This is a genomic window from Amycolatopsis sp. NPDC026612 (assembly GCF_040638285.1).
Classification (GTDB): Bacteria; Actinomycetota; Actinomycetes; order Mycobacteriales; family Pseudonocardiaceae; genus Amycolatopsis.
This window is the reverse complement of record NZ_JBEZYB010000113.1, coordinates 1-21,291: the sequence shown is the minus strand read 5'-3', so window position 1 is coordinate 21,291 and position 21,291 is coordinate 1. Positions and strand designations below refer to the sequence as shown.

17 protein-coding genes are annotated in these 21,291 nt (G+C 71.8%); 6 read left to right on the top strand and 11 right to left on the bottom strand.

The features are described 5' to 3' along the window. Positions 1-101: 101 nt before the first annotated feature. The 3 genes from glmM to rplM form a co-directional block, all read right to left on the bottom strand. Entirely contained in the window at positions 102-1,436 is a 1,335-nt protein-coding gene (gene glmM, locus AB0F15_RS41945; RefSeq protein WP_360282943.1) for a phosphoglucosamine mutase, read from the bottom strand. A 197-nt stretch (positions 1,437-1,633) separates the two neighbouring features. After that, positions 1,634-2,281: a 30S ribosomal protein S9 gene (gene rpsI / locus AB0F15_RS41940; protein ID WP_360282941.1), complete on the bottom strand. Its 648-nt coding sequence runs from the start codon at positions 2,279-2,281 to the stop codon at positions 1,634-1,636. A gap of 14 nt (positions 2,282-2,295) precedes the next feature. Next, a complete protein-coding gene (gene rplM / locus AB0F15_RS41935) occupies positions 2,296-2,748 on the bottom strand; it encodes a 50S ribosomal protein L13 (RefSeq protein ID WP_103342438.1) in 453 nt (150 codons plus the stop codon). Between the two features lie 274 nt (positions 2,749-3,022). Between rplM and AB0F15_RS41930 the strand changes: the two genes are divergently transcribed. Then, positions 3,023-3,916: a hypothetical protein gene (locus AB0F15_RS41930; RefSeq protein ID WP_360282939.1), complete on the top strand. Its 894-nt coding sequence runs from the start codon at positions 3,023-3,025 to the stop codon at positions 3,914-3,916. 28 nt (positions 3,917-3,944) lie between these two features. Next, positions 3,945-4,649 (top strand): DUF4333 domain-containing protein, encoded by a 705-nt coding sequence (locus AB0F15_RS41925; RefSeq protein WP_360282937.1) that lies wholly within the window; start codon positions 3,945-3,947, stop codon positions 4,647-4,649. Positions 4,650-4,758: 109 nt separating this feature from the next. Here the strand turns inward: AB0F15_RS41925 and AB0F15_RS41920 are convergent, their stop codons facing one another. From AB0F15_RS41920 to eccCa, 5 genes are all read right to left on the bottom strand, one after another. Next, the gene (locus AB0F15_RS41920; RefSeq protein WP_360282935.1) at positions 4,759-5,049 is read right to left on the bottom strand and encodes a WXG100 family type VII secretion target; all 291 of its coding nucleotides are present in this window, start codon (positions 5,047-5,049) and stop codon (positions 4,759-4,761) included. A gap of 57 nt (positions 5,050-5,106) precedes the next feature. Beyond that, the gene (locus AB0F15_RS41915) at positions 5,107-5,433 is read right to left on the bottom strand and encodes a WXG100 family type VII secretion target (RefSeq protein WP_360282933.1); all 327 of its coding nucleotides are present in this window, start codon (positions 5,431-5,433) and stop codon (positions 5,107-5,109) included. Between the two features lie 256 nt (positions 5,434-5,689). Continuing rightward, positions 5,690-6,028 carry a hypothetical protein gene (locus AB0F15_RS41910; RefSeq protein ID WP_360282931.1) on the bottom strand — a complete coding sequence of 113 codons (339 nt, stop codon included), beginning with the start codon at positions 6,026-6,028 and terminating at the stop codon, positions 5,690-5,692. Positions 6,029-6,042: 14 nt separating this feature from the next. After that, positions 6,043-8,025, bottom strand: a complete 1,983-nt coding sequence (locus tag AB0F15_RS41905) for a type VII secretion-associated protein (RefSeq protein ID WP_360282929.1) — start codon at positions 8,023-8,025, stop codon at positions 6,043-6,045. A 148-nt stretch (positions 8,026-8,173) separates the two neighbouring features. Continuing rightward, a complete protein-coding gene (gene eccCa / locus AB0F15_RS41900) occupies positions 8,174-12,187 on the bottom strand; it encodes a type VII secretion protein EccCa (RefSeq protein ID WP_360282927.1) in 4,014 nt (1,337 codons plus the stop codon). A gap of 312 nt (positions 12,188-12,499) precedes the next feature. Between eccCa and eccD the strand changes: the two genes are divergently transcribed. Both eccD and mycP read left to right on the top strand, forming a co-directional pair. Then, positions 12,500-13,864 (top strand): type VII secretion integral membrane protein EccD, encoded by a 1,365-nt coding sequence (gene eccD, locus AB0F15_RS41895; protein ID WP_360282925.1) that lies wholly within the window; start codon positions 12,500-12,502, stop codon positions 13,862-13,864. Between the two features lie 20 nt (positions 13,865-13,884). After that, positions 13,885-15,507, top strand: a complete 1,623-nt coding sequence (mycP, locus tag AB0F15_RS41890; protein ID WP_360282923.1) for a type VII secretion-associated serine protease mycosin — start codon at positions 13,885-13,887, stop codon at positions 15,505-15,507. A gap of 33 nt (positions 15,508-15,540) precedes the next feature. Here mycP and AB0F15_RS41885 read toward each other — a convergent pair whose 3' ends face one another. The 3 genes from AB0F15_RS41885 to eccB all read right to left on the bottom strand — a co-directional run bounded on the left by AB0F15_RS41885 (position 15,541) and on the right by eccB (position 18,604). Then, entirely contained in the window at positions 15,541-16,593 is a 1,053-nt protein-coding gene (locus tag AB0F15_RS41885; protein ID WP_360282921.1) for a WXG100 family type VII secretion target, read from the bottom strand. After that, positions 16,590-16,907: a hypothetical protein gene (locus AB0F15_RS41880; protein WP_360282919.1), complete on the bottom strand. Its 318-nt coding sequence runs from the start codon at positions 16,905-16,907 to the stop codon at positions 16,590-16,592. Before AB0F15_RS41880 ends, AB0F15_RS41885 begins: the two co-directional genes overlap by 4 nt. 65 nt (positions 16,908-16,972) lie before the next feature. After that, complete coding sequence (gene eccB / locus AB0F15_RS41875; RefSeq protein WP_360282917.1) at positions 16,973-18,604, bottom strand: type VII secretion protein EccB; 1,632 nt, start codon at positions 18,602-18,604, stop codon at positions 16,973-16,975. 601 nt (positions 18,605-19,205) lie between these two features. Between eccB and eccE the strand changes: the two genes are divergently transcribed. Next, positions 19,206-20,441, top strand: coding sequence for a type VII secretion protein EccE (gene eccE / locus AB0F15_RS41870; RefSeq protein ID WP_360282915.1), 1,236 nt, complete (start codon positions 19,206-19,208; stop codon positions 20,439-20,441). Next, positions 20,438-21,157, top strand: coding sequence for a hypothetical protein (locus tag AB0F15_RS41865; protein WP_360282913.1), 720 nt, complete (start codon positions 20,438-20,440; stop codon positions 21,155-21,157). The genes eccE and AB0F15_RS41865 overlap by 4 nt, the downstream gene beginning before the upstream one ends. Positions 21,158-21,291 lie beyond the last annotated feature (134 nt).

Genomic DNA, 21,291 nt, shown 5'->3' with positions numbered 1-21,291 from the left:
GTCTAGAGCATCGGCACGTGGGCCCGGTAGTGGTCGAGGTACCGCTCGTTGGCGCTGTCGCCGCCCGGCAGGTTCGAGCTCTCACGACAGCTGCGGCAGACTCAGGAAACCGCTGAGACGACGCCGGCCAGGCGGTCGGCCGCGGCCTGGGCGGTGGCCTGCGCCGTGGCCTCGACCATCACGCGGACCAGCTGCTCGGTGCCGGACGGGCGCAGCAGCACCCGGCCTTCCTCGCCCAGCTCGGCCTCGACCGCGCCGACGGCGTCGCGGACCTCGGACGAGCCGGCGACCGCGGCCTTGTCGGCGACCCGGACGTTGACCAGCACCTGCGGCAGCCGGTTCATCACGGCCGCCAGGTCTTCGAGGGACTTGCCCGTCTCGGCCATGCGGCTCATCAGGCGCAGCGCGGTGAGCAGGCCGTCGCCGGTGGTGGCGTGGGCCGGGAGCACGACGTGGCCGGACTGCTCGCCGCCGAGCGCGAACCCGCCGGCGCGGAGCTCCTCGAGCACGTACCGGTCGCCCACCGCGGCCGTGACGACGGTGATGCCGTGCGCCTTCATGGCCAGGTGCAGGCCGAGGTTGCTCATCACGGTCGCGACCAGCGTGTCCTTGGTCAGCTCGCCGGACTCGGCCAGCGCGAGCGCCAGGACCGCCATGATCTGGTCGCCGTCCACCAGCTCGCCGGCGGAATCGACGGCCACGCAGCGGTCGGCGTCGCCGTCGTGCGCGATGCCGAGGTCGGCGCCGTGGGCGACGACCGCCTCGCGCAGCTTCTCCGGGTGGTTGGAGCCGCAGTGGTCGTTGATGTTGACGCCGTCCGGGTCGGCGTGCAGCGCGACGACCTCGGCGCCGGCCCGGCGGTAGATCTCGGGCGCGGCCGCGGCGGAGGCACCGTTGGCGCAGTCGACGACCACCTTGAGCCCGGCGAGCGGGCTGGGCGTGGCCGCGAGCAGGTGGGTGGCGTAGCGGTCGAGGGCGTCGTCGACGTCTGTGACGCGTCCCACACCGGCGCCCGTCGGGCGGACGGCGTTGCCGGACAGACCGGCTTCGATCTCGTCCTCGATGCCGTCGGGGAGCTTGTGCCCGCCCGCGGCGAAGAGCTTGATGCCGTTGTCGGGCATCGGGTTGTGCGACGCCGAGATCATCACGCCGAGGTCGGCCTCGAGCGCGCCGACCAGGTAGGCCACGGCCGGCGTGGGCAGCACCCCGACGCGGCGCACGTCGGCCCCGGCGGACGTGAGCCCCGCCACGACCGCGGCTTCCAGCATCTCGCCGCTGGCGCGCGGGTCACGGCCGACGACGGCGACCGGCCGGTGCGAGCGGTCGTGCGCGGCCAGCACGCGGGCGGCGCTGGCCGCCAGCGCCAGCGCCAGCTCCGGCGTCAGCTCGGCGTTGGCCAGGCCACGGACCCCGTCGGTCCCGAACAGGCGTGCCATCGATCGACCTCCTCAGTGCGGCCACACCAGTGCGGCCACCACGACAACCTAGCGACCCTGACGGACCGCGTTCCCCTGCCCCGGGATGTCGCTCCCCGTCCGTGAAATGACACAGACACGAAACACCCGGCAAAAACGCCGGAGCGCCCATCCGATGGACGGATGGGCGCTCCGGTGGGTTGCGCCTCGGGGCGCGATCAGCGCTTGCTGTACTGCGGGGCCTTGCGGGCCTTCTTGAGGCCGTACTTCTTCCGCTCCGTGGCGCGCGCGTCACGGGTCAGGAAGCCGGCCTTCTTGAGGGCCGGGCGGTCGTCGGCGTCGACCTCGATGAGCGCACGGGCGATCGCCAGGCGCAGCGCGCCCGCCTGACCCGAGACGCCGCCACCGTGCAGGTTGGCGAAGATGTCGAACGAGTCCGGCTTCTCGACCAGGACCAGCGGGTCCTTGATGAGCTGCTGGTGCACCTTGTTCGGGAAGTACTCCTCGAGGGTGCGGCCGTTGAGCTTGAACTCACCGGTACCCGGGACGACGCGCACGCGGACGACGGCTTCCTTGCGGCGGCCGACCGTCTGGGCGTTGCCACCGGCGGCACGCGACGGGCGCGGAGCGGCAGCGCCCTCGCTGGTCGCGGCGGGGGTTTCACTCGTCGCGACGGGAGTCTCGCTGGTCGCGACGGGGGTCTCGGCGGTCGCGGCGGGGGTCTCGCCGGCCTCCGCGACAGCCTCGCCGGCCTCGGCGGGAGCCTCGACGGCCTCCGCAGGGGCCTCGTTGGTCTCGACGGCGCCGGTCTCGGTCGCCTCGACGGCCTCAGTGACCTCGGGGGTCTCGGGCTCGGTGCTGGTCACAGACTGTTCCTCACTCACTGCGCGACCTGCGCGATCTTGGTGATCTCGCGCGCCTGCGGCTGCTGCGCGGCGTGCGGGTGCTGCGAGCCGGCGTACACCTTCAGCTTCTTCGCCTGGGCGCGGCCGAGCTTGTTCTTCGGCAGCATGCCCTTGACCACCTTTTCGACAAGGTGTTCGGGCTTGGTGTCGAGCAGCTCGCCGAACGAGCGCTTCCGCAGGCCGCCCGGGTAACCGCTGTGCCGGTAGGCGAACTTCTGCTCGCGCTTGTTTCCGGTGAGCGCGACCTTCTCGGCGTTGACGATGATGACGAAGTCACCGGTGTCCACGTGCGGGGCGTAGGTCGGCTTGTGCTTGCCGCGCAGCAGCGTGGCGACCTCGGTCGCCAGCCGTCCGAGCACGACATCCTCGGCGTCGATCACGTGCCAGGCACGAGTGACGTCGCCGGGCTTGGGGCTGTACGTGGGCAAGGGTCTACCTCGTCGTCAACATTGCGTGTGGGTTCTGTGCGGGCCTAGCGCTTACGCGCCGCAGCGCACAACGACATATGAAGATACCCCCACAGTCACCGCACCCGCGCATGGGGGGTGGTGGAAGCGCCCATATTAGGCTCTGGGTGGCCCGGGCGCAGCGGGGACTGTACCCGGTTTTCCCGCCGAAGCGCCCGCACGCGGCGCCACGACACGCGAGGATGGGGCCATCCGGGCGGCCCGGACCGGGGAGCCCAGTCGAGCAGGGGACGGCATGAGGAAACGACCGACGGCGATCTTCGTCCTGGGCGCCCTGCTGGTCCTGGTCAGCGCGTGCGGCCAGGCAAAGGCGGGCACCGCGCTGCCGAAGGGCGACGACGCGGCGGACTACGTCGGCAGCAAGTTCGAGCAGGTGATCGGCAAGCTCGGCGACGCCATCACCGACACGCGCGACGTCACCAACTCGCTGGACGCCTACTTCAAGTTCGACGACAAGTGGGTCCACAGCGTCGTCACCTCGGCCCGCACCGGCAGCCCGGAGAGCCGTGCGGTGCGGCACCGCTCGCTGAAGAACCCCGACGAGATCATCGACACGTACACGCCCGCGGACGGCCCGGTCGAGTACACCTACCTCGGCCCGGTCTACGTGCAGAAGGGCGTCTCGCCGACGGCGTGGGTGTCGATGCCGAAGCCGGAGGGCGGCCTGGTCGTGCCGTGCGCCTGGGGCGGGGTGCTGACCCCGTGCCGGATGGCGGACTCGACCGTGGCGGCCTACCAGGCCGACAAGCGCGCCGTCCGCGGGGCGAAGAGCCTCGGCGACGGCAAGACCGCGCTGACGGTGAACGTGCCGTTCGGGATCTTCGTCGAGAAGCGGGTCGAGATCCTGCCGCCGAGCATCACCAGCCTGATCGGGCCGGAACTGAAGAAGGCCGCGGTCCCGGCCACGATCACGCTGAACCCGGACGGCAGCCTGGACTCGTTCACGATGGAGGCCAAGTTCGCCGGCGACGGCCACCAGCTCGAACTCAAGTACGAGTTCCGGTTCACCGGCAAGGCGAGCCTGCAGGACATGCCGAAGCTGCCGGACGCGGCCCGGATCACGGTGCTGCCGGACCGGGCGGCGATGGACGGCTTCTACCGCCGGCTCGGCGAAGCCCAGGGCAGCTGAGAGTGACCACGACCCGAGGTGATCTCCGATGAAACCGCCGTCACCGCCGTCCCAGCCACCCGACCAGGGGCAGCCGCAGTGGTGGCAGCCTCCGGCGAACCCGCCGGGTGCTCCGGGCCCGCCGCTGCAGCCGGGCGCGTGGCAGCCCGAGCAGCAGGCCACCGGCCCGCACCCGGGGCAGTGGCAGCAGCAGCCCGGGCCGGCCACCGGGTCCTACACCGGCCAGTGGACCCAGGCACCGCAGCCCGGCACGACGGGGTCGTTCTCGGGGCCGTGGCAACCGCCTGCCCAGCCGGCGCCGCAGCAGCCGATGACGCCCGGCCGGGGACAGCAGCAGCAACAGCCGCAGTACGGCGGCGGGTTCCAGCCGGCGCAGTACGGCGGTCTCGGCGCTTTCGCCGTCGAACCGGCGAAGAAGCCGAAGTCCAAGAAGCCGTTGCTGATCGCCGGCGCGGCGGTGCTGGTGCTCGCGCTGGGTACCGGTGCGGCGTGGCTGCTGGGCGCGTTCCGCGGGGACGTGCTGGAGCAACAGTCCCTTCAGGACGGTGTGGTGAAGGTCCTGAACGAGAACTACGGCGAGCCCGACGTGAAGAACGCGCAGTGCCCGGCGAACGAGGCCGCGCAGAACGGCACGACGTTCGACTGCACGGTGACCATCGGCGGCCGGCCGAAGAAGGTGACCGTGCGGGTGCTCAACGACCGGCCCGAGTACGAGGTCGGCGCCCCGCACTGAGTCGTCGACCGCCGTTCTTTCCTTACGGCAGAGGGCGCTGGTGTCGAAAACGAAAACGGCGGGCCCCGCACCGAAGTGCGGGCCCGCCGTGGTTTCCGGGACTACCGGCTCAGAACAGGCCTTCGACGGCGCTGTCCGTGGACTGGTAACCGTCGGCGATCTCCGGCAGGACGGCGGCGATCTGCGCCAGCACCTGCTTCAGGTCCTCGAACTTCTGGTCCCAGGTCCGCTGAGCCGCGTCGTACTGCTCCTTCGCGGAACCGGTCCAGGTGGTGACCAGGGGCTTGAGGTCGTCCTTCAGGCGGTCGAAGGCGGACTGCAGCTCACCTCCGGTGTGCGTGCAGTCGTCCGCGGCCAAGCGGATGGTGGCGTAATTTACGACAATGCCGGGATCGGACACGATGTGCTCCTCCGTGCTGAGAAAGTTTGGTCGGGAAAAGGAAAGTCAGCTTGAAGCTCAGCCGAGCCGGTCGAAGCCGTGGTTGACGGCGTTCAGGATTTCCTGCTGCTGCTGCTCGGAACGCTCGTACTTGGAGCCTGCCTCGCGAAGCAGGTCACCGATGCGCTGCAGGGCCTGCGCCATACCGCGGGCGTCGTCGTCGAACCGACGCATGACGTTGTCGAAAGCCTTCTGCGCGTTACCCGACCAGCCGGCGCGAGTGGCCTCGATGCGATCGCGCAGCGTCGCGAGGTTCGTGTCCATCTGGGCCCGAACCTCCGTCACCCTGCCCTCGGCGTCGGTGAACTGGGCAACTGTCCCTTGAAATCCAGGCCCGCCGCTCATGCCGGGACCCCCTTCTGTGGTGTGATGGTTGGCCGTAACCAAGCTTGTTCGTTCGTACGGCCCTACGACGCAGACACTGCCACGTCCGGTTCCCGCTTGTCGTGGTTTGCCCGGAAGTAGTTGCTTGCGTTAACGCCCACCGCGGGAACCGGTCGCCGCGGGTATCCGGAGAACACCCCGAACTGGTGGTGCATCACCCGAAAAAGTGTTCTCCACCAGCAGGATTAGCACGCGCACAGTGTCCGCCGCCCCGGTTTCACTGATCGCGCTGCATGATTCGCATCTGGGAAAAGTCCTCTTCGTCGTCACCCGATCGAGGGGCTCGCGTGGGAGATTGCGAACGCGAAGGAACCGGATCGGGAACCGTCAGCCCGCGGGCGCGGCGGAACCGTTCGGCGGCCGCACGCAGCGTTCCCGGCGTCGGATCGCCGGACTTCGCCCCGCGTCCGCTCCGCTTCACCGCGTCGGCGTTTTCGCTGTGGTGCCGCTGGTTGCGCGCCTTCGCCGTTCCGGCGACGCGACGCGCGTGCGTCACCGCGTCCTGGCCGATGCGCTTGAAGGACGCCGCGGCGCTCTCGAATTCTTCGGACGGCACCGCGTGCCCTCCTCTCAGTTGAGGATTTCGGCCGTGCGCACGGCCTGCGCGCAGGCGGCGGCGACCCGCTCCCGCAGCGGGGCCGTGGCGTACTGACAGCCGACGTGGACGCGGATCCGGCCCTTCGCCACGACGTACCAGTCGACCTGGAGATCGGGCCGGTCCGGCTTGGTCTCGTGGTACCCGATCACCGTCTTGCCGGCGTAGGAGAGGTTCGGGTTGAACGCGCTCCAGCGTTCCGGCTTTCTTTCGGCGGTCTGCCTGAGCTCGTCGACGAGCTTCTGCGGGTCGGCGGTGGCGTCGTAGTCCATGACGAACTCCTCCGCGACCAGGAGGTCGTTGCCGCCCGTGGACTCCTGCGGGTGGATGACGACCTGGCGGTCGGCGACCCGGTCGTCGGTCTGGACCCAGTCTTCGGGTGCGACGAACTTGAAGTCGTACTGCGAAAGCGTCCGGCCGCTCTCCGCCTGGCTCCCGGAGCGGCTGAGCACGAAGATCCCGCCGGCGGCGAGCGCGACGACGACAACGGCCACGACCGCGATCACGCCCCACGGCTTGCGGCGGCTCTTCCCGGCCGGTTCGGGCGCGGGCCGGGCACCGGTGGCGGGGCCCGGCGGGTTCGGCCGGGCGGGCGGGGTCCACGGCCGGGACACCGGCTGACCGGACGGCGGCGACGGCGGGGGCGCCGGACGGTTCGGGAACCCGCCCGGGGTGGGCGGGGTGCGCGGCGGCGCCGGACGTGGGGCGACGTCACCGGGGCGGACGACCTCCGTGCGCTGCGCCGCCGGGCCGTGGGCACCGCCCGGGGCGCCCAGCCGGGCCATCGCTTCGCCGGGCAGCGCACCGGTGCGGTCCGGGTCGACCAGCACCGCTCGCAGCGCACCGCGCGCGACGACCGTCTCGGGCTGGTCGAGGCTCGTCGGCACGACACCGGTGCGTTCGTGCACCAGCCGCGAAATCATCGGGATCCGGCTCGACCCGCCGACCAGGAAGATCGCCGTGAGCTGCTTCGGCCGCAAGCCGGCTTCGCCGAGCGCGGCGACCGTCAGCTCGACGGCCCGGCCGAGCGGCGCCGCGATCAGCCGTTCGAGGTCTTCGCGGGTGACGTGCGCGTCGGCGAACGGCGGCGGCATCGGCACGTCGGTGTAGGCGTGCCGCGAGAGCGTCTCCTTCGCGCCACGGACGTCCTGGCGCAGCACCCGGCGCCGGCGCCGGTCGGCCAGCTCGCGACCTTCGACGAGCTCGCGCCAGGCGTCCGGATCGGCCGCCGAGACCAAAGACCCGACGTGCTCCAGGAGCGCCTGATCGATGTCCGCGCCACCGAAGCTGGGGTCACCCCGGGTGGCGAGCACCTGGAAGCCGCCACGCTGCGGACGGCCGGCGCGGTCCCGCGCGGTGTCCGGCGGCAGCCGCCGCACCACGCTGACGTCGACCGTGCCGCCGCCGAGGTCCAGCACCGCGAGCGCGTCGCCGGGGCGGCCGCTGAACTCCACGGTGTGGTCGTTCGCCACGTCCTGCGGTGCGAACGTCGCCGCGTGGTACACCGCCGCCGCGACCGGCTCCGGCACCAGCGCGACCTCGCGCGCCAGCCCGCCGGCGGCCTGCCGCAGCAACCGGGTGCGGATCGCGCCCCAGTCCGCCGGGTGGGTCAGCACCAGCAGGTCGACCTCGGCGTCACCGGCCAGGCGGCGCGCTTCGGCGACCGCGCGCCCCAGGACAGCGTGCACGACATCGGTGACGCGCAGGACGCTGTCACCGAGCAGCAGCTCGCCCTCGTCGATCCGGCGCTTCGGGTTCGGCTCGTACCGCGACGGGTCGACCGCCGCCTGCCGCTCGGCCTCCTGGCCGACGAACAGCGTGCCGTCGGCCGCCGCGTACACCGCCGAGGACATCAGCGGCTGGCCGTCGATCACCACGACCTGCGGTTCACGCCCGTTGACCGAGACGACGACACAGGTGCTCGATGTCCCGAAGTCCACCGCAACCCGGACCGTCACCAGCAGCTCCCGCACAGTTCGTCGCGATCCCCCGCGCCCGGCCGGCGGGGCGCGCCCTCGGGGAGAAACCTACCGACCTCGCCGAGCGCCCGTCCCGCCGCCCGTTCCCGATCCGTGACTGCGGCCGGATCGGGAACGAAGGGCACAGTCAGTCCGGCTGGATCCACGACACCTGGATGAGCTGCTTGCCGTTCTTCCGGGTCAGCAGGTTGCCCCGGCCCGGCGGCATCGCGCTCGCCTTGATGTTGCCGACCAGCGCACCTTCGTCGCGGGAGCCGTTCATCACCATGCCCGGCGCCGCGATCTCCTTGAGCTTGCCGATGATCGGGTCGTACATCGCCTTGCTCGCGCCACCGGTGCGCCGCACCACGATCAGGTGCAGGCCGACGTCCTTGGCCTGCGGCAGGAAGTCGGAGATCTTCCGCAGCGGGTTGGCCGACGAGGTCGCCACCAGGTCGTAGTCGTCGACGAGGATGAACAGCTCCGGCCCCTTCCACCAGGACCGCGTCTTCAGCTGCTCCTGCGTGACGTCCGGGCCCGGCAGGCGGCGCGTCATCGAGTTGAAGACGTCGCTGACCATGCTTTCCAGCTGAGCGGCCGAAACCGCGTACCCGAGCAGCGAATCGCCCTGGATGAAGCCGAGCATCGTGCGCCGGTAGTCGACCAGCAGGATGAGCGCTTCCTTGGAGGTGTAGCGCTCCGAAATCCCCCGGGCGATCTGCCGCAGCAGGTTCGTCTTGCCCGACTCGCCGTCGGCAAAGGCGTAGAAGTGCGGTTCGGCGTTGAAGTCGAGGTAGATCGGCTGCAGGTCCTCTTCGTTGACGCCGATCGGGACGAGCTTGGAATCCCGTGCGGTTTCGAGCTGGAGCACGTCTTCGTAGGTGATCAGCTCCGGCAGCAGGCGGACCTGCGGCGCGACGCGGCCGCGCCAGGCGCCCTTGATCTTCGCCACCGCGTCGGCCACGCCGGCCGCGATCGTCTCCGGGTCGCTGGAGCCGTCGATCCGCGGCAGGCCGCCCAGCATGTGCAGCTTCTCCCGGGTCAGGCCCCGGCCCGGCCGCCCGGCCGGGATGTTCACCGCGATGCGCCGGTCGATGTCCGACTCGGTCGGATCACCCAGGCGCAGCTCGAACCGGGTGCCGATCATGTCCTTGATCGCCGGGCGGATGTCGGCCCACCGGTTGGCGGCGATGACGACGTGCACCCCGTACGACAGACCCTGCGTGGCGAGCCGGGTGATCGAAGTCTCGAGCTCTTCGAAGTCGTCGCGCAGGGCCCGCCAGTTGTCGACGATGAGGAACGCGTCGCCGAACGAGTCCTGGTCCGGCCGGATCTCGCCGCGGCGCTTGCGGTTGCGGAACTCGGTCATCGAGTCGATGCCCATCGCCCCGAACCGGCCTTCCCGCTCGGTGAGCAGGGTGGTCAGCTCGGCCACGATCCGGCGGGCCTTGTCCGGCTCTCGCCGCGCGACCGCGACGCCACCGACGTGCGGCAGGCCGGCGAGACCGGCCAAGGTGCCACCACCGAGGTCGAGGCAGTAGAACTGCGCCTCCTCCGGGGTGTGCGTCAGCGCCATCGACATGATCAGCGTCCGCAGCATCGTCGACTTGCCCGTCTGCGGGCCGCCGACGATCACGCCGTGGCCCGCCGCACCGGAGAAGTCCGCCCACAACGGGTCACGGCGCTGCTCGTACGGCCGGTCGATGATGCCCAGCGGCACCTGCAGCCGCCCGTTGCCGAAGAAGCCCACCGGGGACAGGCCGCGGTCTTCGGTCGGGTTCAGGTTGGGCAGCAGGGTGTCGAGCGAGTTCGGGTCCTTCAGCGGCGGCAGCCACACCTCGTGCGCCGGCGGGCCCTGGCCGATCAGGCGCGACACGATGACGTCGAGCTCGCTGGGTTCGACCGCCTCTTCGGGCTGCCGCTGCTCTTCCTTCGGGGCCGCCTCGACGAACTGCGGCTCCGGCTCCTTCGGCAGCTCGACGAAGTCCGGGACGAACAGCTGCGGCCGCTTGTCCGCGCGGACCACGGTCGCCGCCGGGCCCGCCGCCTTGAGGCCGGCCGGCCGGTACGGGCCCGAGACGTAGGACGCCTTGAACCGCACCAGGGTCGAGGTGTCGTACTTGAGGTAGCCACCACCGGGGACCGACGGCAGCTCGAACGCGTCCGGCACGCCGATCGCGGCGCGGGACTCCGCCGCCGAGAACGTCTTGAGGCCGATCCGGTACGACAGGTGGGAGTCCAGGCCGCGCAGCTTGCCTTCCTCCAGGCGCTGCGAAGCGAGGAGCATGTGCATCTGCAGCGACCGGCCCAGCCGGCCGATGGCGACGAAGAGGTCGATGAAGTCCGGCTTCGCCGACAGCAGCTCGGAAAACTCGTCGCAGACGATGAACAGCGCGGGTAGCGGGTCGAGGTCCGCGCCGTTTTCACGGGCTTTCTCGTATTCCCAGACGTTCTTGAAGTTGCCGCCGTTCTTGAGCGCCTCCTGGCGCCGGTTCATCTCGCCGGCCAGCGCGTCCTTCATGCGGTCGACCAGCGTGACCTCGTCCGCGAGGTTCGTGATGACCGCGGAGACGTGCGGGGCCTTGTCCAGGCCCATGAACGTCGCGCCACCCTTGAAGTCGACCAACACGAAGTTCAGCGTGCTCGACGAGTGCGTGGACAGCAGGCCCAGCACCAGGGTGCGGAGGAACTCGGACTTCCCGGAACCGGTCGCCCCGATGCAGAGGCCGTGCGGGCCCATGCCTTCGGCGGCGGCTTCCTTGATGTCCAGCTCGACCGGCTGGCCGTACTCGCCGACCCCGAACGGCACGCGGTAGCGGTCGCGGATCGGCCGCGGCCGCCACGCCTGCTGGACGTCGAAGGTCATCGGGTCGCCCGGGATGCCGAGCAGTTCCAGCAGCGACGGGTTGGACAGCAGCGGCTCTTCGTCGCCGACGTCCTGGCCCGCGGCGCCGCCGACGCGGTACGGCGAGATGAGCCGGGCCAGCGACTCGGTCTCGACCAGGCTGAGGGTGTCCGGGCGGCCGAACCACTCGACGCCGCCGGCACTGCGCGCACCCAGCCTGTCGGCCTCCACGACCAGCCGGAGGCCACGGCGGGCGGCGAGGTTGCCGAGTGAGTCGGACAGGTCGATCAGCGTGACGCCCACCAGGCCTTCCTCGAGCACGATCTGCTCTTCGCGGGTGACCTCGGCGTCGTCGATGATGATCACGACGTGCGGCTGGTCCGGCGCCGGGGTGGCGTTGCGGGAGAAGCGCTGGCGGTCACGCAGCTCTTCGTCGAGCCAGTTTTCGATCTGGGCCAGCGAACCGGCCATCATGCGGAGCTGGCCGATGCCGTCCGACATCGTGGGGTGCTGGACGTGCGGCAGCCACTTCGCCCACTCCCACTCCTCCTTCGCGCGCCCCGCGGTGGCGACCGCGATCAGCACGTCGTCGGGGCTGTGGAAGGAAACGAGCTGCGCCAGCAGCGCGCGGGTGAGGCCGCGGGTCAGCGTGCGGTCGCCCTGCATGCTCACCGCGGCGAACCCGCGGAGGGTGATCTGGGTCGGCAGGTCCGGCACGATCGAGTGCGCGCGCACGAACCGGCGCAGCGCGAGGGTGGCGATCGGCTCCAGCTCGTCGACCGGCCCGGTCTGCGGCGGGACCAGCCGCGTCGCGAGGCGGTGCGAGCTGCGCCCGACGCGCAGGTGCAGGAAGTCCTGGTCGTTCTGGCGGCGCTCCCACATGCGGCGGCTGGCGGCCAGCGACCACAGGGACTGGGGGTCGGGGTGCACCCACTCGAGCGCGGCGCGCTGGTCGACCATGGCCTCGCGGGCGCGGTCGCGCATCTGGCCCAGGTAGCGGAGGTAGTCCTTGCGGTCTTCGTCCATCTCGGCGCGCTTGGCGCCGCCGCCCTTGCCGCCGCCGCCCGCCATCATCCCGAGCGTCCCGACGACCATCATGCCGCCCATGGCCATCATCATCGGGTTCCGGTTGCTGGCCTGGAACATGAAGACCATCATCCCGAGCGACGCCACGATCATGACGACCGGAAGCGCCTTCATGACGACGTTGCCGGGGATGACCCGGGGCACCTCGGGCGGCGGCTCGAGGTGCACCTCGCCGCCCGGCGGGCGCGGTGCCGCCAGCCGCGGCGACTTCTTGAACTGCAGCGTGCTCATCGAAGGACCCCTCTTCAAACTCGACGATGGCGGCCACCGTTTAGTGCGCAAGGTGCGCGGGACAACCTATCGAACGCCGTGGTGGAATTCCGGCGGATGCCGTAACGCCCTCGTGAACCGGTCCTGACCTCGCCTGGCGAGTGTACGGCGCAGCACCGACAGTAATCGCACCATCTGGCCCGTGAGCTGCGGTTGCCGGTGAATTTCGGACGTTCGCTGATGCCCGCACCGGGGTTCGGTATAAGTTCCCCCGGGAGCAGCATCGACCGAGCGGGGAGTGCAGTGGCTACGGGCACGACAGTATTCAGCAGGGTGACGGTCGTCGCGCCGTCCACCCGGATCGACGTGGCGCTGCCCGCCGACGTCGCGGTGGCCGACCTGCTGCCGATGCTGCTGGACATGGCCAAGGAAACCTCACCGGACGGCGGAGCCCGCCACGGCGGCTGGGCGCTGGCGAAGCTCGGGGACGCTCCCCTCGACCCGAGCCGCACCCTGGCCTCGCTCGGCGTGGTCGACGGCGAGCTGCTCCAGCTGCGCAAGCGCAACGAGAACCCGCCGCCGCCGCTCTACGACGACGTCGTCGACGCGATCGCGGAATCGTCACCGGACAGCTTCCGCCCGTGGACCAAGGAGACGGCGAACCGCTTCGGGCACATCGCGGGCGGGCTGGCGCTGTTCGCCGCCGCCGTCGCGCTGTTCATGAGCGGCTCGCTCTACGGCGGCAGCGCGCTGGGCGCGGCCATCGCGGGCGGCATCGGCGCGATCGCGTGCGTCGCGATCGGCGCGACGCTCGCCAAGGCCTACCAGGCGGAGCCGACCGGCGTGCTGATCGCCGCGGCGGGCGGCCTGCCGCTGGCGTTCGTCAGCGGCTTCTACACCGTCCCCGGGCTGTCCCTGCGGGCGAACCTGCTGCTCGGCGCGGTCCTGGTGATCATCGTCGCCTCGGTCTGCATCATGGTCATCGGCGCCGGCATCACGACGTTCATCGCCGCGGCCACCGCGGGCACGTTCGGCGCGCTGGCCTTCCTGTTCGGCACGCTCGTCGCGCACCCGGCGGCCGGGATCGCGGCCGGCACGGTCGCGGTCGCCCTCGCCTGCATCTCGATCCTGCCGCGCGCCACGATCTGGCTCGCGAAGCTGCCGCTGCCGCACGTCCCGGGCAGCGCGGAGGAGCTCAAGGAGGACTCGGGCTTCCCCGACTACCGGGCGATCGAGCGCCGCACGGCGATCGCGCACAACTACATGACCGGCCTGATGGTCGGCTGCGGCGCCACGGTGGCGATCTCGGCGGTCATCGCCGCGAGCTCGCCCGGGGCGTTCGGGATCATCCTGGGCGTCGTCGCGACGCTCGTCCTGCTGCTGCGCGCCCGCGCGTACGCCAACGGCAGCCAGGCGATCGCCCTGCTCACCACGGGCCTGGTCTCCGCCACCGGGATCGCCATCGGCTGGCTGGTCTCGGCGAGCGCCCAGAACCGCCTCCTCTACGTCTTCGGCCTGCTGATCGTGCTCGCCGCGGGCGCGCTCGTGGTCGGCGTGATCTTCCCGAACCAGCGGTTCTCGCCGCCGCTGCGGCGGACCGTGGAGATCATCGAAGCGATCTGCATCGCCTCGGTGCTGCCCCTCGCCCTCGGTGTGATGGACCTCTACACCACCCTGCGGCACCTGAACTTCAAGTGACCGGATCGGGTGAATCTCCGATGGCAGCAGCACGGCGTCCCGGCGCCACCCGGCGGACCACGACGGCCCTGCTGGCCGGCACGATCGGCCTCCTGTCCCCGCTGACGCTGGCGGTGCCCGCCTGGGCGCAGGCGGCGCCGGCCGACAGCTACTTCGCGGCTCCGCCGCCGGTCGACATGGGCAAGCTGATCCCCGACCAGCGCCAGCCCGACAAGAGGTACAAGCAGACGAAGGGCTGCGTGCAGCGCAGCACCCTCGGCCAGAACATCGAGATCAAGAACCGGCCGTGGGGCCAGGAGTACCTGCAGATCTCCAAGGCGCAGGACATCGTCAAGGCGGCCACCGGCAGTGCGGGCGGCGGCGTCCGGGTGGCGGTGATCGACACCGGCGTGACGAAGCACCCGTGGTTCCAGGACCGGCTCAAGTCCGGTGGCGACTACGTGGCCGCGCCGACGAAGGGGCAGCAACCGGGGCTCGAGGACTGCGACGGCCACGGCACCGAGGTCGCCGGGATCATCGGGGCGAAGCCGGACAATCCCGAAGTCGGGTTCGTCGGCGTCGCGCCGGACGCCACGATCGTGTCCTACCGCCAGCTGAGCGAGAACTACGAGCCCGACACGTCGACCCCGACGCCGCCGCCGAGCGGCACCGGCGGGGGCACGCCGTCGTCGAGCACCAACCCGCCGTCCGGGACCAACACGGAGCTGCCGCCGAGCGGTGGCGGCGGCGGCAACGAAGGTGACGGGACGTCGCCCGGGCAGTCCAACGGCGGACGTCAGCTCGAGAAGGCCGGCACCGCGGGCACGCTGAAGACGCTGGCCGAGATCATCCGCGGCATCGCCGACCGGCACGAAGCCGACGTCATCAACATGTCGGTCGACAACTGCCGGCCGGCCACCGGGTCGATCACCGAAGGCGAGCAGCAGGTCCAGGCGGCCGTGCACCTCGCGGCGCTGGCGGGCATCGTGGTCGTCGCCGCCGCCGGCAACGCGACGGACACGTGCCCGCAGAACGACCAGCCGGACGCGCGGAAGCCGAAGACGATCGTGACACCGCCGTGGTTCGCCGACGACGTGCTGTCGGTCGCCGCGATCGACGAGTTCGGCAGCGTGGCGCCGTTCAGCGTGCACGGCCCGTGGGTCGGTGTCGCGGCCCCCGGCACGAAGATCATCTCGCTCGACCCGGCCGAGGGCTCCAGCAGCCTGGCGAACCTGACGTTCGAGAACGGCGACAGGGCCAGCGAAATCCAGGGCACGAGCTTCGCGTCGCCGTACGTCGCGGGCTTGGCGGCGCTGGTCAAGGCCAAGTACCCACAGCTCGACGCCAAGGGCATCATCAACCGGATCAAGGAGACGGCCCAGCACCCGGCGGCCCCGGGTGGGCGCGACAACTTCGTCGGCTCCGGGGTCATCGACCCGGTGGCGGCGCTGACCGAAATCCTGCCGTCGGAGGTGGGGAACCAGGCGGCGGTGCCTGCCCCGCAGCTGGCCCAGCTGCCCCCGGCGAACGACCACAACTCGACGCCGATGATCGTCGCGCTGGCCGGCACGGCGGGCGGCGTGGTGGCGCTGCTGATCACGTTGTTCGTCATGCACACGATCCGCCGCAACCGCCCCGCCGAGACCGGCACTTCCCGCCGCTGACCCCCGGCGGGACCGGGCTCGTTCCCGCCGGGGTCACGGTACGGGCGGTGCCGTCGGCTTCTTCTCCGGCGGGTTCTCGTCCACGCCGATCACCGGGGGCGCCACCAGGCCGGGCTCGCCCAGCAGCTCCGAGGACTTCGTGACCGGGCGCGTCTTCGCCGGGCGGCGGCCCTGACCACCGGAGCCGAAGGCCCCGAAGCCCATCATCGGCATCATCGGGACGCCGCCCGACGAGCTGTGGTCCGGCTCGGCGGGCGGGGACTGCGGTGCCGGCGCGTCGGCGGGCTGCTGCGCGGGGTCGGGGGTGCCGGCGCCCGTGTGCTTCCCCTCCGCCGGTTCGCCCGCCGCCGACGGCGTCATGACCTCGTCGGCCGGGCCTGCTGCCGAAGCCGTGCCGGTGGCCTGCTCGCCCGCGTCGTTCAGGGCCCCGTCGTGCAGCTTGAAGCGCTCCTGCGGGTACCGGTGGCGGATTTCGATGGTGCGCGAAGCCGCGTCGGGGTCGTCGACGCCCTGGCACAGCCGGTCGAACGCCTCCATGACGTCGCGCGCGGTTTCGGACAGCGCCTTCGCCGAGTCCTGCGTCTCCGCCAGCTGCGCCCGCGCCCGCTTGGCGCCGCCGCTCGGGAGCAGCATCGTCTCCGACAGCAGTTCCGCCGCGTCCACCAGCACCTCGACGAGGTCGACGACGACGTGGCGGAGCGTCGTCACCAGCTCGTCGAGCGCGCCGGCGAGGGCGTCGAGCGCTTCACGGAGGTCGCCGCCCGCCGCGCCGATCTCGCGGATGTACGCGACGAACGAGTCCGCGTCCCTGCCCTCCCAGCCCGCGTCGAGCTTGCCGAGCTGGTCGTCCAGGCGTGTCGACACGTCGGCCGCGACCGAGGCGGCCTGGCGCAGGCGATCCGCTTCGGCGCCGAGGTCGGCCCAGCGGCCGATCAGCGGGCGGAAGTACGTCTCGACGGGGTCGGTCACGCCGAGCTGCCGCGTGAGGTCCGTGAGGTAGGCAAGGTAAGGCTCGGCCGCCGCGGTGATGTCCTCGCCCGCGGGCAGCGGCACCGAGGCCGCCAGGGGATGGCTTTCGGTCGTCATCCGTCCAGCCTCCCGGCCCGCTTGATCAGCTCGGCCGCTTCCGCGTCCTGCCCGCTGTGCCGGACCGTCACCTGCCGCAGGGCCTCCGCGGCCGAGCGCAGCGCCTCGGCGCCCTCGGCCAGCTGCCGCCGCAACGTCCCGGCGGCGCGGCCGTACGACTCGCCCAGGCCGAGCTGCGCCCCCAACGCCCCGTAGGACTCCGCGGTGACGTCACCGCCCACCTCGGCCGCCGCCGCGTCCAGGTCGTCCGCGGCGGCCTCGGCCGTCTCGGCGTACCGGGCGACGACGACGCCGTCCATCCTCAAGCCGGCCACGGCACCCTCCGCTCACCAGAAAGACCCACGAGCGTGGGACGCCCGCCGCGGGCCGGGGGTTCCGTTCAGTTACCGGGCTGCGGGGTCGGGTACGTGCCGGCGTTCGGGTCGATCGGCACCGAGTCGAACTGCCGCAGCACGTCCTGGGTGTTCAGCGACGCCCCGGTCGGCAGCAACCCGATGATCGACTCCGGCGCCGGCTGCCGGTTGTTCAGGCCGATCGCGTCGGCGGTCTGCGCGTCCGGGACGCTGTAGCGGACGCCCCGGTCCGAGATCAGCTGGATCTGGCCCTTGCCGAAGCTGGCCTTGCCGGTGGCGGACTGGACGACCGCGGCGAACCCGGGCTTGAGGTAGAACCCGTTGAGCGGCACCCGGTTCGGGCCCGGGGTGGTCACCGTCATCGGGGTGAACTTGTCGCCGGCGCTCTTCTGGCCCGGCAGCTGCGTGTCGACGTACACCGAGGTGTGCGCGTCCTGGTCCGGCCCGGACCCGACCAGCGACCAGCCCAGGCACGCGACCGACGAGTTCTTCGTGGCGTCGAGGACCGTCGGCACCGAACGCGGGAAGTCGTCGACCGGGATGTAGTCGGGGTCGGTGGGCTGCAGGGTGTGCACCCCGGCGAGCTTGTCGGGGCCCAGCGTCTGGATCTTGCCGGAGCTGCCGTTCTTCGCGACGCGGATGATGTCGGCGACCGCGTTGGACACCCGCTGGATGCCGCCCGGGGTGATCGCCCAGTAGTTCGGCGTCGTCTCGCCGGCCTGCTGCGTGGCGAAGACGTCGCCCGCGCTCAGGCCGTCGAAGTTCGCCGGGGCCTGGCCGTTCGCGATCTTCGGCGGGCTCAGCTTCGCGACCTCGGGGATCGCGTTCAGCAGCCCCGGCGTGATCTTCCGCGGCGTCGGCGGCAGCTGCAGCGCCGTCCGGACGGCGTCGTTCGGGTTGTCGACGTCGATCTCGGCGCGCACGGTGTTCGCGTTCGGCCGGTTCCGGGAGCTCGGCAGCCGGTAGACGAGGTAGGTCTTCCCGTTGTCGGCCTTCGCCAGCAACGCCTCGTTCTCGCCGAGCTCGGTGCCGAGACCACTGGGCGCGATGCCGCCGAAGACATAGGTGTTGGTCCGGCCCGTGTCGGGGTTCGGCAGCGACGGTTCGAGCTGAACCTGGTCGCAGACCGCCCAATTGGGGGAAATGCGCTGGGAATCCGACGGGATCAGCTGCGGACCGTCCGGAATTCCGGTGAGTTTGTCGCGCGGAATGTCCTTCAGCTGCTCGTCGGAAACGACCGTGGGATTCTTCACACTCGCCGCGCTCGCCTGGGCGGGGGCGGCCGGAGCCGCGGTCGCACCGCCGTCGCCCGAGCCCGATTTCTTCTGCTGGGTCAGCAGCAGGAGCCGCGCCGACGCGAGGTTGAACGTCGGGATCAGCTTCTTCGGGTTGCCCGCTACGACGTAGACCGTGCCGGACTGCTCGCCGATCACGATCCCGGCCTCCGGCACGGACGGCGCCGGGCTGAGCAGCCCCCAGACGACGAACACGATCATGCCGAGCGCCCCCAGCACGACACCCACGATCGTGGCCCGCGTGTGCGTGCGCATCGGGTCGTGCAGCATCACGGCGTCCCGCCGGACCAGCGCCGACTGCATCCGCCGTAGGACGAACTGATACGCCTGGACCTGAGACTTAGTCGTCGGTGTTGATGGCATTCTCGACCTACAGCTCTCCCCGTCGCGGTACGGTTCCGCAGGATAGCCGTACGGGGACCGTCTTGGTGTGGGGTTTCTACCAACTCAAGCTAGGGTCGGGCACCCCGGGACCCGGCTTCCGGGTACGCAGCAAGCACGAGGGGAAGAGAAAGCGCGGATGTCCGTCACCACTCCTCCACGTCCGCCTGGTCCGCCCGGCCCGCCCGGGCCCCCGCCGCCCGGTCGCCCGCCGGGCCCGCCGCCGCGGCCGGGCAGACCCGGTCCCGGCGTTCCTGGTGGCCCTGGCGGTGTTCCGGGTGGACCCGGTGGCGTTCCCGGTGGACCCGGTGGCGGTCCTGGCGGTCCTGGTATGCCCCTGCGCGGTCCTGGTCCCGGTGGTCCTGGTCCCGGTGGGCGCCCAGGTGGCCCCGGCGGCGGAGGTCCCGGTGGCCCGGGTGGTCCTGGCGGCGGCCCAGGTGGTCCCGGTGGTCCTGGTGGCCCCGGCGGCGGTGGTCCCGGCGGCCCCGGCGGCGGTGGTCCTGGCGGTCCCGGTGGCCCCGGCGGCGGCCCTCAGGGACCCGACGACAGCGGTCCCGCCACTCCCCCGTCCGGCCCGGCCCGCATGGCCCCGCCGGCGCGGCGGCGGTCCACCGGCGTCACCCTCGGCCCGCTGCCCGTGGCGAACCTCGTCGTGCTCGAGGTCGGCCTCGCGATCGGGCTCGTGCTGCTCGCGATCGACATGTCGCTGAAGTACGTCAGCATCGGCATCGTCGCCTTCGCCCTCATCGTCGCGCTGCTGCGCTGGCGCGGCCGCTGGCTAACCCAGTGGGTCGGCCTGACGCTGCGCTACACCGTCCGCTCGCACGACCGGGTCGCGGACCCGCTCCCCCCGAGCACCGTCGAAGCCATGGCCGCCGAAGAAACCACGGTGACCGGCCCGGACGACGCCCGCGTGAACCTGCTGCGCGTCGCCGTGCCGGACCTCGTCGTGGCACACGGCGTCGACCACGAGCGCCAGCAGGTCGGGCTCGCCTGGAACGACGGCACGTGGACGGCGGTGCTGCTCGTCGAGCCGGCGCCGGCGTTGATCACCCAGGCCGACGGGGCGCCGAGCCTGCCGCTGTCGGCGCTCGCGCCCTGCCTCGAGGACCGCGGGGTGGTCCTCGACTCGATCCAGATGATCTGGCACTGCTACCCGGGCAGCGCGGCGCTGCCGTCGGACTCGCCGGCGCTCAGCTCCTACATGGAGGTGCTGGGCCCGCTGCCCGCGGCGGCGCGGCGGACGACGTGGGTGGCGATCCGGCTCGACCCGAAGCGGTGCCCGGCGGCGATCCGGGAGCGCGGCGGCGGCGTCGTCGGCGCCCACCGCGCGCTGATCGGCGCGCTGTCGCGGGTGCGCAACGCGCTGGAGTCCCAGGGCGTGCCGACGCGGCCGCTCGACCCGGACGAACTGCTGCGCGCGAGCATTTCGGCCGCGGAGCTGACCTCCGTCGCCGGTTCCCCCAGCAAGGTGACGTTGCAGGAACGCTGGTCCGGCGTGACCGCGGCCGGGATCGGCCACGCGAGTTACGCGATCACCGGCTGGCCGAAGGGCAAGATCACCGGCACCCTGAACGCGCTGACGAGCGTCCGCGCGCTGTCGGCGACGCTCGCGATGTCGATCTCCCCGGCGTCCGACGAAGGCAAGATCGGGCTGCGCGGCGTGGTCCGGCTGAGCGCCCGGAACCCGCGTGAGCTCGAAGCCGCCGACCAGCGGCTGCACGGGCTGTCCGAGCGGCTGGGGGTGGCACTGACCCCGCTGCGCGGGCTCCAGGTCTCCGCGTTCGCCGCGACGTTGCCGATCGGAGGCACAGCATGACTTCCCGCGTCCGCGACGCCGGGCAGAACAGCGGCGTGGCACCGGAGTTCACCGTGGACGCCGCGCTGCTCGACGCGATCAGCCCGTCGGGTGACCGCGGCGGCATCGTGCTCGGCTCGGGGCTCAAGGGCGAGCCGCTGACGATCTCGGCGCTGCGCTCGACCCCCACCCGGATCGTGCTGGTGGGCGGGCTGTACCTGGCCCGCCAGGTCGCCATGCGCGCGATGGCGGTCGGCGCGTGGGTCGTGGTCGCGACCGGGCGCCCGACCGAGTGGCAGGTGCTCTCCCGGGCGGCAGGCAGCCGCGACGGGCGGCCGTCGCCGCTGGTCCAGATCCGCCGGCTGTCGCCGGTCGAGCTGCCACGGCCGTCGGAAGACGCGCCGCTGCTCGTGGTCACCGACGGCGGCCCGACGCCGCAGGACCTGTTCCCGCCGAGGTCACCCTGGCAGACGACGATCTACGTGCTCCCGTATCTGCACCCGCAGGCCGGCGCGACGGCCAACGCGGCGGACCTGGTGCTGATGCAGCGCCTCCCGGCGGGCCAGGCCGAACTGGCGGCCCGCATCTGGCGCCTGCCGCCCCAGATGATGCGCCAGCTGACGACGTTGAAGGACGACCAGGTGGTGGCGCTCGGCCGCAACCTCTGGCGGCCCCTCCGTCTGGTGACCACCGGCAAGGAGCAGCAGCTCCTCGGCCCGGTCCGCCGCGGCGACTGACCCGCCGCTCCCCTCACCGCGGTCGTGAGTGGTAATGAGGGTTGCGGTGATGGTCGGTCACCTCGACGTGCCCGGCTTGACCGACGGGGTCCCGGCTTCCCTGTCGCCGGCCGCGTACCGGTTGCTGCGCGGCG